Source organism: Enterobacter sp. N5-15 (genome assembly GCF_057221635.1).
In genome coordinates this window covers 2,788,587-2,805,959 of sequence record NZ_CM170150.1, presented here as the reverse complement: position 1 = coordinate 2,805,959, position 17,373 = coordinate 2,788,587, and the positions used below count along the sequence as shown (strand labels likewise).

Sequence of the window (17,373 nt, the reverse complement as noted above, 5' to 3'; positions counted from 1 at the left end):
ATAAAGAATAACCACCAACCTATTATTTAAGTTAATCGGTGCTTTTTTATAATTGATACGATGAATTGGAAAGCGTGGAATAAACGTAAGGTTATCTTGAATTATATATTCTGCGAGGCGTGGGGAGGTATTACTGAATGATGACATAATGTGTAGGCCGGGTAAGCGCAAGCGCCACCCGGCATCAAGGTATGGCTTACAGCCCTTTCTTATCCATCAGCACCGCCAAATCCACCAGTCGGTTAGAGAAGCCCCACTCGTTGTCATACCACGCCAGGATCTTCACCATATTCCCGCCAATCACCAGCGTGGAAAGCCCGTCGATAATTGAGGAGCGTGGGTCGCCCTGGTAATCGCTGGAGACCAGCGGCTCATCGCTATAGCCCAGAATGCCTTTCAGGGGCCCGCTGGCGGCAGCATTGCGGAACGCGTTATTCACCTCGTCGGCGGTCACGTTCCGGCTCAGCGTTACCGTCAAATCCACAATCGACACCACCGGTACCGGCACGCGCAGGGAGTACCCGGTCAGTTTGCCATCAAGAGAGGGGATCACTTTCCCCAGCGCTTTCGCCGCGCCGCTGGAGTAAGGCACAATCGACAGCGCCGCCGCGCGTGCGCCGCGCAGATCTTTCTCCGGCTGGTCGTGCAGCGCCTGGCTGTTGGTGTAGGCATGAGTGGTATTCATCAGGCCATGCTCAATCCCGAACTGCTGATGTAGCACCTGAGCGGCCGGTGCAAGGCCGTTCGTGGTGCAGCTCCCGTTACTCACCACAGCGTGTCGGGCGGGATCGTACTGCTCATGATTCACCCCCATCACAATCGTCAGGTCGTCGTTCTTCCCGGGAGCGGAAATAATGACGCGCTTAGCGCCGCCGTGGGTAATATGCACCGCCGCTTTTTCCCGCTCGGTAAAGAAGCCGGTGGCCTCAATCACCACGTCAGCGCCGACATCACGCCATGGGATATTCGCCGGATCGCGTTCGCTAAATACGGCGATCCGCTGCCCGTCTACCTGCAGCGCGCCGTCTGCCGCTTCAACGGGCGCGGGCAGCTTGCCCAGAAGGGAATCATGCTTCAGCAGGTGGGCGAGGGTTTTACTGTCCGTCAGATCGTTAATGGCCACAATCTGCAGATCCGGGTTACCCAGCGCAGCGCGCAGGAAATTACGTCCGATACGGCCGAAACCGTTAATACCGACCTTAACCATGGTGTACTCCTTATCTCTGTTGTCTGGAGTCACTGTAGGCGTCGGGCCGGTTGGCGTAAATGACAAAAAAGGATCAGATTACGCCATCTTGCGGCAGTGGAATCGCTGGCGGTACTCGCCGGGCGTGAGGTGAAGCTGTTTCTCAAAAATGCGGCGCAAATTAATGCTGGTGCCAAACCCGCTTTGCTCGGCAACGCGCTCAAGGGGATCCTGTGTCTGCTCAAGCAGCTGACGGGCCGCGGCCAGACGCGCCTCGGTCACGTAGCGGGCCGGAGAGACGCCCGCGTCGCGGGTAAACACGCGGGTGAAATTACGCGGGCTCATCGCCGCTTTCTCGGCCAGATTTTCCACGCACAGGTCGGCGGTGAGGTTCTGCAGGATCCAGGCTTGCAGTTCGCTTATCGGGCCCGATGCGCCAGGCTGCTGCAGGCTGTAACGGCTGAACTGCAGCTGGCCGCCGGGACGGCGCAGATACATCACCATATCCTGCGCCACGTCGCGGGCGAGGGTAAATCCGTAGTCGTCTTCCACCAGCGCCAGGGTCAGATCGAACCCGGAGCTCACGCCGCCGGAGGTCCAGATGGGGCCATCCTGAATATACAGCGGACCGCCTTCGACGTGGATAGCCGGATACTGCGTTTGCATCGTCTCCAGCAGCCGCCAGTGGGTGGTCGCGCGCCGACCGTCCAGCAAGCCGGTCTGGGCCAGCAGCATCGCGCCGCCGCAGATAGAGGCGACCCGTCGGGCATGCGGCGCAGCGAGGTGCAGCCAGTCCACCACCGCCGTGCTCTCCAGCTCGTTCATGCCGCGTCCGGTAATGATAATGGTATCCAGCGGTTCACGCGGATCCAGCTCCGGCAGACGATAGTCCGCCAGCAGATTCAGGCCGGACTGGCCGTGGATCACCTGGTGAGGCTGCGTGGTGGCGATAATAATCCGGTAGCGGGGGTGCGAAAGCCCTTCCGGATGCAGCCGGTTGGCCTGCATCAGAATGTCGGCGATACCGGCGGCTTCAAACAGCATGCCGCCGTCGGGAACGATAATCAGGATCTTCTTCATGTCCTGAAAAGTACCTTTATCACAGAATAAGTCAAGCGACGCGTACGCCCCACGTTTCTGGCAAAGCAAAGCGATTTAAGTTCTTTGTTATTTCAGGCGTTATCCCCGATCGTCAGAGAATTATCTCTGGCGAAACGGCGTCTGAAGGAATGAGTCAACGAAGCTCCCTCTATTTACATCCGCAACAACGCGAACAAATCCGCCATCTTGCATCGGGTTTTTTATGGCGAAGCGAACTGCCCACGTGGCTGTTGATCGTCTCTATTTATGCGGGCTGGTTTGCCACGCTGACCTTCTGGCAAACGCTCGGCCTGCTGCCCGCCACGCTGCTGCTGATCGGGTTTACCGCCTGGTTCATGTCCCTGCAGCATGAGCTGATCCACGGACACCCCACGCGTTTTGCCTGGCTCAACCAGCTGTTTGGCACGCTCCCGCTGGCGGTCTGGTATCCGTATGGCCTGTACCGGGACTCCCATCTTGCCCATCATCGCCACCATAGCCTGACCCATCCGGTGGATGACCCGGAGTCGTACTATTTTACCGACGAGAGCTGGGCGCGCTTTTCGCCGTGGCAGAAACGCGCGATCCGCGCCCGGAACACCTTCGCCGGGCGGCTGATGCTGGCGCCGCTGCTGGATATCCTTCAGACGCTGGGCAGCGCCGCGGCGGCGTTTCGTCACCTTCAGCTGCGGGCAATGACGATGTGGCTGGTTCACGTTTTGCTGCTGGTGGCGCTCTTCGCCTGGATGACGCATACCGGTTTTTCACCCGTCTGGTTCGTGCTGGCGGTCAGCTATCCGGCGCTGGCGCTGACCAAGATCCGATCGTTTTTCGAACATCGCGCGGCGGACGATCCCCTGGCGCGCTCCGTTATTAACGAGGCCGGGTTATTCTGGCGTGTACTGTTTTTGAATCTCAACTACCATTCAGTCCATCACGATCTGCCGGGCGTTCCCTGGTACGGGCTGAAGGCGATCTACCAGCAAAACCGGGAGGCGTACCAGCAGCGAAACCACGGTTTTCTCGTCAGGGGCTATGGTGAATGGCTGCGCCAGTTCTGGGTCAGACCCGTCGACGTCACCGTTCACCCCGGAAAACAACAGGGAGAAGGGTATGAGTAACCTGCTGGCGTTTCCCATGTATGCCGTGGATCGCGCCGACACCCGCGCCCTCTGGCTGGCGGTAAAGGGGCTGCTGGCTGCGCGCGGTGTGTCCGTCGATCGCGACCCCGGCTGGCCGGAGTCCGATCTCCTGACCCACTGGCAACAGCCTGCGCTTATCCTCAGCCAGACCTGCGGTTATCCGCTGGTCACGCAGCTCCCGGACGTGCAGGTGGTCGGCTGTTTTCACTACGCGGCACCGGGCTGCGAAGGGATCCAGTACCGCAGCTTTCTGGCGGTGCGCGAGGAGGATAGGCACCTGACGCTGGCGGATTTTCGCGGACGTCGTGCGGTCTGTAATTCCCCGGACTCGCAGTCCGGCTACAATGCGCTGCGAAAAAAAGTGGCTCCCCTGACCGCTGACGGTCCGTTTTTCGCGCAAACGTCCTTTAGCGGCAGCCATCGCCAGTCGCTGATTGATGTGAAACGCGGGGCAGGGGATATCGCGGCCATCGACTGCGTAACCTGGGCACTGCTGCAGCGCCATGAGCCGGAACGGCTTGCGGGGCTGGCGATCATTGACCGTACCCCGCTGACGCCGGGACTGCCGCTGATCACCTCGCATAACACCTCACCTGAAACGCTTAACGCCATTCGCGATGCGCTCCACGCGCTGGTCAGTTCACCGGAACATCTGGAGATTTGCGACGCGGTGCTGATCGGCGGTTTTAGCGAGGTGACGCGCGAAGCCTACGCCTCATTGACCGCGTGATAAATCTCCTGCGCGTCGGTAAAGCAGCGCAGCGCCAGCGAGGAGATGGGCTTCTGCCTGCGCATAATCAGGCCGACGGGAGCCTCAATGTTCGCATCGGCGATGGGGACAATCCTGAAATTGCCGTTCAGTGCTTCCAGCCCGTTGTTCAGCGGCATGACGGCGCAGCACACGCCGCTCTGAACCGCCTGAATGATCTGGAACGTGGAGTCGCTCTCGAAAACGGACGTCGGTTCGATGCCGGCAGATTTAAAGCTGGCCTCCATATGCGCCCGGTAGTGCATCCCTTTGGTCAGGAACCCCAGCGGAAAATCCGTCAGATCGTGCCAGGTCAGCGTTGCCTGGCCGAGCTGGAAATGGCGGACGTCGTGCAGCAGGCCCATCTTCGTTTTTGGCAGCTGGATAACGTCAAACAGGCTGGTGTCGATGCTGTTGAGGTAGCAAATTCCCAGCTCAAGCTGGTTGCGGCTGACGCCGTCGGCAATCTGCGCTGAGGACATGGAATAGAGGCTATAGGTCAGCTCCGGGTATTTTTGCGTCAGATGACGAATAAAAATCATCGGATCCACGCTCGCCAGCGGCACCATCCCCAGACGTAATTCGCCCACCACCAGGCCTTTGCACAGCGCGGCTTCCGCCTGTAACCCGTCGTGCGCGGCCAGCAGGGTGCGGGCCCACGCGAGGATGCGTTCACCCTCCGGGGTAAACCCTTCAAAGCGCTGCCCGCGCGCAATCAGCACCAGCCCCAGCTCCTCTTCCAGGCTGCGGATGCGCATGGAGAGGGTCGGCTGGGTGACGTTGCACTGCGAGGCCGCTTTACCAAAGTGCCGGGTCTCGTCGAGTGCGATTAAATATTTTAACTGTTTAATATCCATCATATTCTCTGCGCGAGCAGCCTTACAGCATGCGGATCTCTTTTGAGCGCAGGGTGATGCGAACCGGAACGGATTTATACGACGGCGTACCGCTGTCCTTATCCAGATAATCAAGCGGCACCAGCACGTTGGCCTCCGGGTAATAGGCGCCGACGGTGCCCGGTGCGATGCTGTACGCCACCACGGTAATGTCTTTCAGACGCTGAACGCTGCCGGGGAGGGCGGTTTCGATATCCACGCGGTCGCCGTGTTCCAGTCCTGACTGCGCCATATCGTCTTCGTTCATAAACAGCACGTCGCGGCGGCCAAACACGCCGCGGTAGCGGTCGTCCAGGGCGTAAATGGTGGTGTTGTACTGGTCATGGCTGCGCAGCGTGATCAGGCGCAGAACGTGCTCGCCTTCACCGCTGGCGTTCTCGTGAACGCCGTCGAACACCGAGAACATCGCTTTTCCCGTCGCCGTTGGCCAGATACGCTGCGTTGGCGGCAGCGGCATACGGAAGCCGCCGGGAACGCGGATCCGCGCGTTGTAGTTCTCAAAGCCTGGAATGGTCTGCTCAATCAGATCGCGGATCCGGTCGTAATCCTCAACCAGCGTTAGCCAGCCCACGCGGGTGTCCAGCAGGGTGGCTTTCGCCATGCCCGCGACGATAGCGGGTTCTGACCGAAGCAGCGGCGAGGCGGGTTTCAGCTTGCCGGACGAGGCATGCACCATCGACATGGAGTCTTCGACGGTAATGGACTGACGACCGGTGGCCTGGATATCCAGCTCGGTGCGGCCGAGACACGGAAAGATAAAGGTCTCTTTGCCCACCAGCAGATGGGTGCGGTTGAGCTTGGTGCCGACGTGCACGCTCAAATCCAGGTTACCCATCGCCGGAAAGCCCCGCTCGTGATCGGGCATCGCGACGGCAAAATTACCGCCGAGACAGATGAGTGCTTTCGCACGTCCGTCGATCATTGCCTGCGTGGCCTGCACCGCATCGTGTCCGTGGTGAGACGGCGGCTCAAAGCCGAAAACGTCCTTCAGACGGTTCAGGAAGGCCGGGGTAGGCTTCTCGCTGATCCCGACGGTTCGGTTCCCCTGAACGTTTGAATGGCCGCGCAGGGGGCAGATACCCGCGCCGGGCTTGCCGATATTCCCGCGCAGCAGCAGCAGGTCAGCGATCAGGCGGACGTTCGCCGTGCCTTTATTGTGCTGTGTAATGCCCATCCCGTAGGTAATGATGGTGGCATTTGATTTCGCATAGGCGTCGGCGACCTTCCCGAGCGCCGCCCGGTTCAGGCCAGACTCGCGCTCGATCTCGTCCCAGCGGGTTTGCGCGATATCGGCGGCGAAGTCCTCAATGCCCTGGGTGTGTTCGGCAATAAATGCGCGATCCAGCACGTCACCGCGTTCGGCCTCCATTTCGAGAAGGTGCTTGGCAATGCCTTTCAGCGCGGCGGCATCGCCCCCGGCCTTCACCTGGAAATAGGTCGAGGCGATATCCGTGGAGCCGTAGGTCGCCATTTCAATCACGCTTTGCGGGTCGGCGAAACGCTCCAGGGCACGTTCGCGCAGCGGGTTAAAGACGATAATCGGCACGTTGCGACGTGCCAGCTCGTGGAGCGTACCCATCATTCGCGGATGGTTGGTGCCGGGGTTGTGGCCGATGGAGATCACCAGCTCGGTCTTATCGAAGTCGTCCAGCGAGACGGTGCCTTTCCCGATGCCAATCGAGCGCGGCAAACCGACGCTGGTGGCCTCGTGACACATATTCGAGCAGTCGGGGAAGTTATTGGTGCCGTATTCGCGAGCGAACAGCTGGAACAGATACGCCGCTTCGTTGGAAGCTCGCCCGGAGGTATAGAACTCGACCTGGTCCGGTTCGAGCCCGCGCAATACTTCGCCGATGCGTTCAAACGCCTCGTCCCAGTCGACGGTCCGGAAGGTATCGCTTGCCCGGTCATAGCGCAGGGGATGCGTCAGTCGACCATAGCCTTCCAGTTCAAAGTCCGATTTTGCCAGCAGCGAGGAGACGCTGTTTTCGGCCAGAAACGCGGGGGTGACGCGTTTGCTGGTCGCTTCCCAGGTCACCGCTTTGGCGCCGTTCTCGCAGAACTGAAACGTCGATTTGTGTTCTTTATCGGGCCACGCGCAGCCTGGGCAGTCAAAACCGTCAGGCTGGTTGGTGCGCAGCAGCGTGGCGGGGGCATCAAGGGTATCCATTTGGGTACGTACCGCGATGGCCGTCGCTTTTAATGCCCCCCAGCCTCCGGCAGGACCGTCATAGTGTCGGATACCTGGCACTGAGCGTCTTTTCTTATTCATACCCACTCCTGATTTGTTCGGTCACGCACGTCTGAACCCATAGACAATAAGCGAAAGCAATGACGACCGGATGGCGATGCGCATGCGGTGCGGAAAGATGCTTTATCTTAAATTCTTTTATTACAGGGATTTATGGGAACTGACGTGTAAATATTTAAAGAAATTATAACGAATTTTTAGCATTTTAATAATAAATCTTATCTATCGACCGGTAGGCGAGATAGATGGCGGTGAGTAAGGAAGGATGTAGCACCGATAAAACTTCGAATGAAGCCTGCGAGCGGTAGAAATAGACAATGCTCGCGGCTGGCGGGGAATTGCGTGCATTTTTTGGTTGTGACAATGACGGGAAGGTTAACTCAGGCTTAATGATTGGTGGTTATATTTTATGCCTGACAGGGTAATTATCACATCGTGAAATATAAAGTTATTTTGTGCCGTGAAATTAACGTCGCGCTGCATAAGTGAAATAGGGACATTCATGGCGTAAAGTGCATTCAATATTAAAGATACCCTGTTAGTGCAACAAATAATTCATCGTCAATATATTCTGCTGACATCACCAATACGCCAATTCTACTAATTATGGTAGTGGCGATAATAGCAGTATTGCGTTAACGAAAGTGGTTCTCTTTTGTGTTTTTATTTTGTAAAACATCGTGTTATGTAGTTTTTCGATGAAAAAATAACGCCATTTAGGCTATGTAGGATTTTTTATTAGGATTAATCCTATAATCTACCGGCTGCTTCATTTACCAACAGTTACGTAACGGTAAATATTGAATTGATGCGAAGCTCATGTAAACTTGTTTACCGTTTGTCAAAATATGTCAGGAAGACGCTGGGCCTTATTCTGAAGGGCTCGTGCGGTAGCTATGCCCTTAAAATAGTAACGCCCCGAAAATATCCTGGCTATTTTAACAATAGCACTTAAGTCAAACTTCACTCCCTTATCTTCATCATCGAAATATCGCTACGGAAAAGCATATGAAAATGCGCGTACTGTTTTCACTTCTGTTTGTAATGGCGGTGGCGGGCTGTAAAGCGCCGCAGAAACCTGTGATCAACGACGATACGATCGAGACCAGCCAGGTCAACGGCGTAACCTTAACCCACCGTCACGCCGTTACGCCGCCGGCGGAATTCACGTCGGTTAACGAGCCGTATCGTGCCATGTATCCAGCCTCCCTGATGAGCCGTCCTGACTTCGGCGGCAAAGTTATCCGCAATCTCGAGACCGGAAAAACGTACGTGGTGCTGGGGCAGGTTGAACACTACTGGATGGCGCTTGCCGATGAAGGTAACGATCAGCTGATTGGTTACGTCCCGATGCGCGCCGTGATCAAGGCCGACCAGTACGACGCCGCCGTGCGTAAACAGGCCATTCGTCCAAAGGCGCGTAAAAAAGCGACCTGTGTCGATGTCGATGGCAACAGCAAAGCCTGCAAAGACAGCGCTAACGGTACCTGGATCCTGAACTAAACGGCTTTCATGAGCGCATTTTTATGAATAATAAAAATTTTCATAAGCTGTGGTTATTCTTTTACGCGGTGATTTTCGCCCTGGTCAGTGGTTGTACGTCGTCTTCACACAGCGACCCCTCCCGCTACAATCTGCAGTTTCAGGCTCATCCACAAATCAATGAATCTGCGCCGCTTAAGGTCCGGGTGCTGCTGCTGAAATCCGATGCGGATTTCATGTCCAGCGACTTCTACTCCCTGCAGAACAACGCGTCAGCCACGCTTGGCGCGAATCTGCTGAACAGCGACGTGTTCTTCCTGATGCCGGGACAGCTGTCCAAAACCCTCAGCGGGCAAAGCTCTCCGGAGGCCCGCTACATCGGCGTCATGGCGGAGTATCAGGTGCTGGATGGCAAAAAATGGCGCGTTTCACTCCCTCTGCCCGTGCCTGGCGAAAATCATATCTACCAGTTCTGGAAATGGTCCGCTGATGAACTTCAGGCCAACGTTTTTCTCGACGTGAACGGCATTCGGGTCATCAGCCAGTAACGCGCTTCAAAACAGGAAACACATCATCATGACGAAAGCAGAAAAGGTCGTCTGGACCGAAGGCATGTTCCTGCGTCCACACCATTTTCAGCGGACTGAAAGTTATCTGCTCAACCATGTTCGTGAATGGGGTGCGCTACAGCGGTCATATCTCTGGGGCTTTCTTGACGTTGAACTGGATGAAGCGATGCTTCGTCAGGGATGCATTGCCCTGAGCTACTGCAGCGGCCTGCTGCCGGACGGCACCTTTTTCCAGGTGCGCAACGGGCGAAACGGCCCTGCGCCGCTGAAAATTCCAGACAACCTCACCAACGAAAAGGTGGTGCTCGCGCTGCCGGTCCGTCGTGGCGAGAGAGAAGAGGTGATTTTTAGCGAAGAGCCGGCCTCGCTGGCGCGCTTCATCGCTTTCGAGCAAGAGGTGGAAGACGACAACGCCATGTCGGTGGGGGATGCCACCGTCCAGTTTGGTCGTCTGCGTCTGACCCTGATGCTGGAAAAAGACCTCACGGCAGAATGGACCGCCATCGGCGTGGCGTTTGTGACGGAGAAACGTAACGACAATCACGTGCGGCTCGACAACAGCTACATCCCGCCGATGCTCAACGCCAACAACAGCCCGCAGATCTACAGCATGATCAACGATCTGCACGGTCTGCTGGTGCAGCGCAGCCAGCAGATTGGCGGTCGTTTACGCCAGCCCGGCCGCTTTAATACCTCCGAACTGATTGAGTTCACGCTGCTGTCGCTGGTTAACCGTCATCTGGGCGAAGTATCTCATTTAAAAACCCTCCCGCTGCTGCATCCGGAAACGCTCTGGCGCAGCTGGCTGCCGTTTGCGACCGAGCTCGCCACCTGGACGTCCCAGCGTACCGCCGAAAGCGTGCTGCCGATTTACGATCATGACGATCTGGCTAACTGCTTCAGCAAGCTGATGCTGATGCTGCGTCAGGGGCTGTCGCTGGTGATGGAAGACCACGCGATTCAGCTGCCGCTTAACGAACGCTCTCACGGCCTGAACATCGCCACGGTGCCTGAAACCAGCATGGTGCGTGAGTTCGGCTTCGTGCTGGCGGTTAAAGCCAACGTGCCAGGCGAACACCTGCAAACCCATTTCCCGGCGCAGATGAAGGTCGCGCCGGTCTCGAAAATACGCGATCTGGTTCAGCTTCAGCTGCCGGGCATTATGCTGCGCGCCATGCCGGTCGCGCCGCCGCAGATCCCGTGGCATGCCGGCTACAGCTACTTTGAGCTGGAGAAGGGCAGCGAGCTGTGGCACGAGATGGATAAGTCCGGCGCATTCGCCCTGCATCTTGCAGGAGAATTCCCGGGGCTGGATATGGAGTTTTGGGCCATCCGTAGCCCGACAGAATAATAAAGCGAGCGCTTAATATGCAGGAACGACAGGACACCGGCAGTGATGCCGGGTTTACCGGAGCCAGTAGCAACAATCAGCTGGTGGCGGCCGCCAATCCGCTGCTCAACGCGATTCCGCAGATCCGTCATTCGGTCTCCCATGACGATCAGGTGGCGTTACGCCAGCGTCTGATCGATGAGATTCGCCGTTTCGAAGTCCGCTGCCAGCAGGCGGGGCTGCCCTACGAAGTGATCGTCGGGGCACGTTACTGCCTGTGTACGGCGCTCGATGAGGCCGCCGCGCTCACCCCCTGGGGCAGCAGCGGCGTCTGGTCAAGCAACGGTCTGCTGGTGACGTTCCACAACGAAACCTGGGGCGGCGAGAAGTTCTTCCAGCTGCTGGCGCGCCTGTCGCAGAACCCGCGCGAGCATATTCTGCTGCTGGAGATGATCAACTACTGCCTGCTGCTGGGCTTCGAAGGACGCTATCGGGTGCTGGACAATGGCCGCACCCAGCTTGAAACCATCAAGCAGCGGCTGTGGCAGATGATCCGCGGCGTGCGCGGCAGCTATCCGCCGCCGCTTTCTCCCCATCCGGAAGATCGTCCGGTGCTGCGCAAGCTCTGGCGGCCGATGGTTCCCCTGTGGGCCTGCGTGGCGCTGGCCGGGTTTATCGCCTGCCTGTTTTATATCGTGCTTAACTGGCGGCTTGGCGATAACACCAGCCCGGTGCTGGCGAAGATTTATCAGTCCCAGCTGCCGGAAACCACTATTCAGCAACCGGCCCGTCAGCTACCGGCGGTGCTGAACCTGCGCGGCTTCCTGAAGCCTGAAATCGAGGCTGGCCTGGTCGCGGTGAAAGACGAAGCGGACCGCAGCGTCGTTATCCTGAAGGGCGACGGGCTGTTTGCCTCTGCCTCTACCGTCGTGCGTGACCGCTATGAACCGGTCATCAACCGCATTGCGCAGGCGATGAATAACGTCAGCGGCAAAATTCTGGTGGTGGGCTACAGCGACAACGTGCCGATCCGCAGCGCGCGCTTTGCCTCTAACTATGAACTCTCTCTGGAACGCGCCCGCTCGGTACAGAAAATGCTGCAGGGAAGCCTCTCTCAGCCTGGCCGCGTGAAGGCGGAAGGGCGGGGCGAGATTAACCCGGTGGCGCCGAACACGACGCCTGAAAATCGCGCCCGTAACCGCCGTGTGGAAATTACTCTGCTGGTGTCGCCTGAAAACACTCAGGCTGAGCTGAACGGATTGCCGCAAGGAAACTAAGGATGCTGACTACACTTCTTTCCATCTTGACCAACCGCATTCTGTGGAGCTTCCTCGGCGTAACGGCGCTTGCGGCGGTGATCTGGATGATTGGTCCCCTGTTGTCCATCGTGGACACCCGACCGCTTGAGTCGGAACAGAACCGTATTATCAGCATTGCCGTGGTCTATCTGCTCTGGGCACAGGGCCACATTCTGCCGCGCCTGTACAATGCCTGGCTGAACCGCAAGCTGATGGACAAGCTCAAGGAGAATACCGCCAGCCCGGAAGCCGCGGATCCGCAGAAGCGGCTGAACAGCGAGGAGCAGATCCTCGCCAGCCGTTTTGATGAAGCCGCGCAGATGCTTAAAAAAGCGCACTTCAGCAAAGCGGGCCAGGGCGCCCAGTGGACGCAGCGCTTCAGCACGCAATATCTCTATCAGCTGCCGTGGTACGTCATTATCGGCGCGCCGGGCTCCGGTAAAACCACGGCGCTGGTCAACTCCGGGCTGCAGTTCCCGCTGGCCGATCGTTTCGGTAAGACCGCGCTGCGGGGCATTGGCGGCACGCGTAACTGCGACTGGTGGTTCACCAATGAGGCGGTGCTGCTGGACACGGCGGGCCGCTATACCACCCAGGAGAGCGAGCAGGTGCAGGACGCTGGCGAATGGCTGGAGTTCATGGGGTTACTGCGTAAGTATCGCCGCCGCCAGCCGATCAACGGCGTCATCATCACCATCAGCATTTCTGACCTGCTCACCCAGTCCGCCGAGGCGTCCCGCCAGCAGGCGGTAAACCTGCGTCAGCGTCTGTCCGAGCTGCATGAACAGCTGGGTATCCGCTTCCCGGTGTACGTGATGGTGACCAAGGCCGACCTGCTTAAAGGCTTCCGCGCCTGGTTTGCCGACTACGACAAAGCGCAGCGCGACCAGATCTGGGGCTTTACCCTGCCGTGGGAGCAAACCAAACACGCCGATTATGACCTGATGGGCAACTTCCAGCAGGAGTTTTCTCTGCTCCAGCAGCGCCTCGATGCCGGGCTGCCGGAAACCATGCTGAAAGAGCATGACGCGAAAACCCGCGCAGAAGCGTATCTCTTCCCGCAGGAGTTCGCCGCGCTGCGTCCGCTGCTGGCGGACTACCTGAGCACGGTATTCGCCCGCTCCAACTTTGAAACCGAGTTCTCTCCGCGCGGGATCTACTTCGCCAGCGGGACTCAGGAAGGCATGCCGTTCGACCGCGTGATGGGCGAACTGAACCGCGCGCTGTCGCTGCCGGAAGGGGGGGAGGCGGATAACTGGGATTCGGTCAGCAAAGAAGCGCCTATCCCGGGTGCTAAAGGTCAGAGTTTCTTCATTAAGAACCTGCTGCAAAACGTCATCTTCCAGGAAGCCGGGATCGCGGGCGAAAACCGCTGGTGGGAGCTGCGCAACCGGGCGGTGATCTGGTCCGGCTACGCGGCGCTGCTGGCCCTGCTGGCGATCCTCGGCGGGCTGTGGCTGACCAGCTATGCCAAAAACAAAACCTATCTGGCAGAGGTGGATGCGAAGGTGCCGCTGCTGGACCAGCAGAGCAAGGCGCTACAGAACCAGCCGCAGCGTGACCTGTTCGATCTGCTGCCGCTGCTGAATGGTCTGGTCGACCTGCCGAAAAGCGACGCGTTTGATGTGAACGATCCGCCTGTATCCCGCCGTATGGGGCTCTATCGCGGGGATGACGTCAGCGATGCCGCGCAGTCTCTGTACCAGAAAGCGCTGGATCAGATGCTGTTGCCTGCTGTCGCCATGCACATCACTACCTGGCTTCGCAACGACAACGGCAGCGATGTGGAATACAGCTATGAAGCGCTGAAAGCCTATCAGATGCTGTATCAGCCGAAGCACTATGACGGCAAATTCCTGCATTCGTGGGTGATGCTCAACCTGCAGCGGAATCTGCCGCAGAACGTCACGAAGGCGCAGCTGCAGCAGCTTGAATGGCACCTGACGCAGCTGCTGGAACCGAAAATTCAGGCCTCGCCGTACGCGCAGGATGAATCTCTGGTTGCCCGCGAAAGAGCGATGATCAACCAGCAGCCGCTCTCCACGCGCGTATACGGTCGTCTCAAACGCCTGCTGGAACATGATGACAACCTGAAGCCGGTCTCCCTTTCCGACCTGGGCGGACCGCAGAGCGAGCTGGTGTTTTCACGCAAAAGCGGCAAGCCGGTGAGCGAAGGCGTACCGGGTCTGTATACGCCGGACGGCTACTGGAAAAGCTTTAACGGCCAGATTGACAGCGTAACCACCGCCCTGCACGAGGACGACGCCTGGGTGCTGGGGGCCGCCACGGCGCAGGAAGATAAACAGCAGATCGATAACGCCGTGCGCCAGCTCTACATGCGCGACTTTATCGCTAACTGGGATCGCTTTCTCGCCGACATTCAGCTCAATAACAGCGCCGATCTTTCCCAGCGCATCAACACCGCGCGCCTGCTCTCCGGCGCAAACTCGCCGCTGCGCCGCCTGGTGCAGAACCTGAGCCAGGTCCTGACGCTGTCACGCAATGCGCCAGCGCCGGAAGATGCGGGTAAAGCGCAGGCGCAGAGCAACCGCGCCACCCGTACGCTGGAAGCCCTGTTCAGCAACAATGACGCTGCGCCGACCCAGGCCGCCGTGGTCACCCAGGCGCCGGAACAGCTGGTGACCGACCACTATGCGCCGATGATTGAGCTGGCGCAGCCGCTGGAGAAGGGCGGGAAGACCATCGTGTTTGATGATTTTCTCAAGCAGGTGGACGAGCTCTATCGCTACCTGACCGCCGTCCAGGACGCGGCCAACAGCGGTATGCCGGCACCGGGCGGCGAGGCGATCAGCCGTCTGCAGGCCAGCGCCGGTCGCCTGCCGGGCGGTCTGCAAACCATGTTCAGCAATATGGCGGTGGGCGCCAGCAGCGATACCCAGCGCCGTGACCTGGAAAACGTGCGTAAGCGGATTAACGTTGAGGTGGGCGGTTTCTGCCGTCAGGCGATTGCCGGTCGCTACCCGCTGGTGCGCAGCGCCAGCACCGAGGTCACCCCTGACGATCTCGCGCGCATGTTTGCGCCGGGAACCGGGCTGATGGACGCTTTCTTCCGCGACAATCTGACCAATAAAGTGGATACCACGCAGGCAAACTGGCGCTTTATGCCGGGCATCGACGGTAAAACGCTGCCGGGAAGTGAAGGGCTGCTGAGGCCGTTCCAGCAGGCCCAGTCGATTCGCGACGCCTTCTTTGCTAATGGCGCAACGACGCCGTCCTTCAAGGTGACGGTTCGCACCGTGCGAATGGATAACTCCATTCTGAACCTGACGCTGGACGTTGACGGCCAGCTGCTGCGCTACAGCCACGGTCCGCAGGCCGTGCAGATCATGAACTGGCCGGGGCCGGGCGGCACCAACCAGGTACGCATGCAGCTGGGGCTGGCTAACGGTAGCACGGCGACGCTGGTCACCAACGGCGCCTGGGCGCTCAACCGCTTCTTCGATAAAGCGAGCACCAGCCCGGGCGCGGGTAGCCTGAGCCGTCAGGCCACCTTCAGCGTCGACGGACATCAGGTCACGCTGGAGTTTGCGCCTAACAGCATTCGTAACCCGTTCCAGCTTCCCCGTTTCTCATGCCCATAACCGCAAGGACAGCCGTATGACGAATACCCCTGCGATGAACCGCTACAGCTGGTATGGCAAGTTACCCAGCGCCGGAGATTTTTTGCAGCGTCGCTTTCCTGACACTTTACAGCGCCAGTGGTCACACTGGTTCCAGGTCGGTCTGCTGGCCTGGCAGCAGGAAGAGCAGCGCAGCGGCGAGCGCCAGTTCCAGAAGGCGCCAGTCTGGAATTATGTGGTACCGCCTATGCTGGGCAGCCAGATGATCCAGATGGGCTGTCTGCTGCCCGGCCGCGACAGCGTTGGCCGACAGTACCCGGTTTGCCTTCAGCTGAGCTTCGCCCCGTCAGAGTGGTCGACCAGCCTGCTCAGCCAGGCCGAAAGCTGGTACCAGCAGATTGGGCGCCTGGGGCTGCACGCGGTGCGCAACAGTTTTTCCGCCTCGCAGCTGGATGAGATGCTGATGACCATTCCGGCGCCGCAGCCCGTCGAGCCGCAAAAGCGTTCCGACATCCTTGATGTAATTGGCTATGACGAGGATGGCCAGAGCACGCTGGGCTGGCCTCAGGCGGCGGAGTGTTTTGATCCGCTGCGTCAGACCAGCTACTGGTGGACCAACCGCTGCGACGGCTACCCGCTCTACACCCACGTGCACAGCGGTAACTTTACCGGGCAGCTTTTCACCCTGCTGTTCGACCCGGCAGGGGGCGCCCGTCCGGGGCGTCACGGTCTTTATCCGCCCATGTTTGAATAAGCAGGGATCTTATGAATATCGAAGAATTTCTCGCGCCAATAAGCCCCGAAAAACCCTGCGGTGAAAACCTGGAATACGACGCCGACTTCCAGATCATGAATCAGGCAAGTCTTGGGAAAGCGGAACAGCAGTTTGGCGACACCATTATCCCGGCAGAGCCCGCTGACTGGAACACGGTAGAAAAATTCGCCACCAGCCTGCTGACCCGCACCAAAGATCTTCGCGTACTGCTGGCGTTAACCCATGCCTGGACGCGCCGCCGCGGGCTTGCGGGCTACGCGGACGGATTATTGCTGGTGCAGGAGGCGATCGCCCGTTACTGGGAGACGCTCTATCCGCTGCTGGAAGAGTATGGCGAAACCGATCCGTTCTATCGCATTAACGCCCTGGCAGGGCTGAGCGATAAATCCGACCTCACCGTCGCCGTGCGAAACGCCTCGCTTCTGCGTTCAAACGGCGATGAAATTTCGCTCCGGGATGCCCAGGCGCTACTGGACGGCAGCAAGACGGAATGTCCGGACTATCCCGGCGGCCGTCCACGGCTGATTGATGAACTGGCCCGCGGCGACCAGCCGGGAACCGCAGCGGTTATCGTCATTAACGAACGTCTGCTGGCGATTCGCGAGCTGCTCACCGGGCATCTCGGTGAAAGCGGCGTGCCCGAGATGGAGCAGCTGCTGAAAACCGTCGGACTGGTCGCCAGCGCGTGTCAGGTGACCGACATCAGCAAGCTGCTGCCGAACCGTGAGGCGCAGGCAGAACCACAGGCCGAGCAGCAGTCGGCGGCAACGCAGCCCGCTCAGCCTGTCACCGACTGGCGAAGCGTGCAGGTCACCAGCCGCGCCGACGCGCAGCTGATGCTGGAAAAAGCGAAGCAGTATTTTGCGCAGTACGAACCGAGCCACCCCGCACCGCTGATGATTGAACGGGTGCAGCGGCTGTCAGAACTTAACTTTATGGACATTATTCGCGACCTGGCGCCAGACGGCGTTAACCAACTTGAAAACATCTTTGGGCGCCGCGAATAACGCGTCCAGGCATTATGACGACAGGCAT

The 17,373-nt window shown here is 58.8% G+C and carries 13 protein-coding genes; 9 read left to right on the top strand and 4 right to left on the bottom strand.

Annotated elements, in window-relative coordinates:
- Positions 1–196 precede the first annotated feature (196 nt).
- Both gap and AC2TE5_RS13315 read right to left on the bottom strand, forming a co-directional pair.
- Complete coding sequence (gap, locus tag AC2TE5_RS13320) at positions 197–1,207, bottom strand: type I glyceraldehyde-3-phosphate dehydrogenase (RefSeq protein ID WP_063143848.1); 1,011 nt, start codon at positions 1,205–1,207, stop codon at positions 197–199.
- A 78-nt stretch (positions 1,208–1,285) separates the two neighbouring features.
- Positions 1,286–2,266, bottom strand: a complete 981-nt coding sequence (locus tag AC2TE5_RS13315) for a GlxA family transcriptional regulator (protein ID WP_213327828.1) — start codon at positions 2,264–2,266, stop codon at positions 1,286–1,288.
- A gap of 149 nt (positions 2,267–2,415) precedes the next feature.
- Between AC2TE5_RS13315 and AC2TE5_RS13310 the strand changes: the two genes are divergently transcribed.
- Complete coding sequence (locus AC2TE5_RS13310; protein WP_484611797.1) at positions 2,416–3,387, top strand: fatty acid desaturase; 972 nt, start codon at positions 2,416–2,418, stop codon at positions 3,385–3,387.
- On the top strand, positions 3,380–4,138 hold the full coding sequence (locus tag AC2TE5_RS13305) for a phosphate/phosphite/phosphonate ABC transporter substrate-binding protein (protein ID WP_213327826.1): 759 nt from the start codon (positions 3,380–3,382) through the stop codon (positions 4,136–4,138). Before AC2TE5_RS13310 ends, AC2TE5_RS13305 begins: the two co-directional genes overlap by 8 nt.
- On the opposite strand, the gene AC2TE5_RS13300 is transcribed toward AC2TE5_RS13305, so the two are convergent.
- Both AC2TE5_RS13300 and AC2TE5_RS13295 read right to left on the bottom strand, forming a co-directional pair.
- A complete protein-coding gene (locus AC2TE5_RS13300; RefSeq protein WP_484613341.1) occupies positions 4,117–5,013 on the bottom strand; it encodes a LysR family transcriptional regulator in 897 nt (298 codons plus the stop codon). The genes AC2TE5_RS13305 and AC2TE5_RS13300 overlap by 22 nt on opposite strands.
- Positions 5,014–5,035: 22 nt before the next feature.
- Complete coding sequence (locus AC2TE5_RS13295) at positions 5,036–7,324, bottom strand: FdhF/YdeP family oxidoreductase (protein WP_484611796.1); 2,289 nt, start codon at positions 7,322–7,324, stop codon at positions 5,036–5,038.
- 987 nt (positions 7,325–8,311) lie between these two features.
- On the opposite strand from AC2TE5_RS13295, the gene AC2TE5_RS13290 reads away from it, so the two are divergent.
- From AC2TE5_RS13290 to tssA, 7 genes are read left to right on the top strand one after another with little or no spacing between them, the layout of a single operon-like run.
- Positions 8,312–8,806, top strand: coding sequence for an SH3 domain-containing protein (locus AC2TE5_RS13290; protein ID WP_213327824.1), 495 nt, complete (start codon positions 8,312–8,314; stop codon positions 8,804–8,806).
- Positions 8,807–8,829: 23 nt separating this feature from the next.
- Positions 8,830–9,333, top strand: coding sequence for a type VI secretion system lipoprotein TssJ (gene tssJ, locus AC2TE5_RS13285; protein ID WP_047652274.1), 504 nt, complete (start codon positions 8,830–8,832; stop codon positions 9,331–9,333).
- A 28-nt stretch (positions 9,334–9,361) separates the two neighbouring features.
- The gene (gene tssK, locus AC2TE5_RS13280) at positions 9,362–10,705 is read left to right on the top strand and encodes a type VI secretion system baseplate subunit TssK (protein WP_024909829.1); all 1,344 of its coding nucleotides are present in this window, start codon (positions 9,362–9,364) and stop codon (positions 10,703–10,705) included.
- Positions 10,706–10,722: 17 nt separating this feature from the next.
- A complete protein-coding gene (locus AC2TE5_RS13275) occupies positions 10,723–11,961 on the top strand; it encodes a DotU family type VI secretion system protein (protein WP_023336032.1) in 1,239 nt (412 codons plus the stop codon).
- Positions 11,962–11,963: 2 nt separating this feature from the next.
- Positions 11,964–15,584 (top strand): type VI secretion system membrane subunit TssM, encoded by a 3,621-nt coding sequence (gene tssM / locus AC2TE5_RS13270; protein WP_159514397.1) that lies wholly within the window; start codon positions 11,964–11,966, stop codon positions 15,582–15,584.
- 16 nt (positions 15,585–15,600) lie between these two features.
- Positions 15,601–16,317 carry a type VI secretion system-associated protein TagF gene (tagF, locus tag AC2TE5_RS13265; protein WP_024909832.1) on the top strand — a complete coding sequence of 239 codons (717 nt, stop codon included), beginning with the start codon at positions 15,601–15,603 and terminating at the stop codon, positions 16,315–16,317.
- 11 nt (positions 16,318–16,328) lie between these two features.
- The gene (gene tssA / locus AC2TE5_RS13260; protein WP_484611795.1) at positions 16,329–17,345 is read left to right on the top strand and encodes a type VI secretion system protein TssA; all 1,017 of its coding nucleotides are present in this window, start codon (positions 16,329–16,331) and stop codon (positions 17,343–17,345) included.
- Positions 17,346–17,373: the final 28 nt, after the last annotated feature.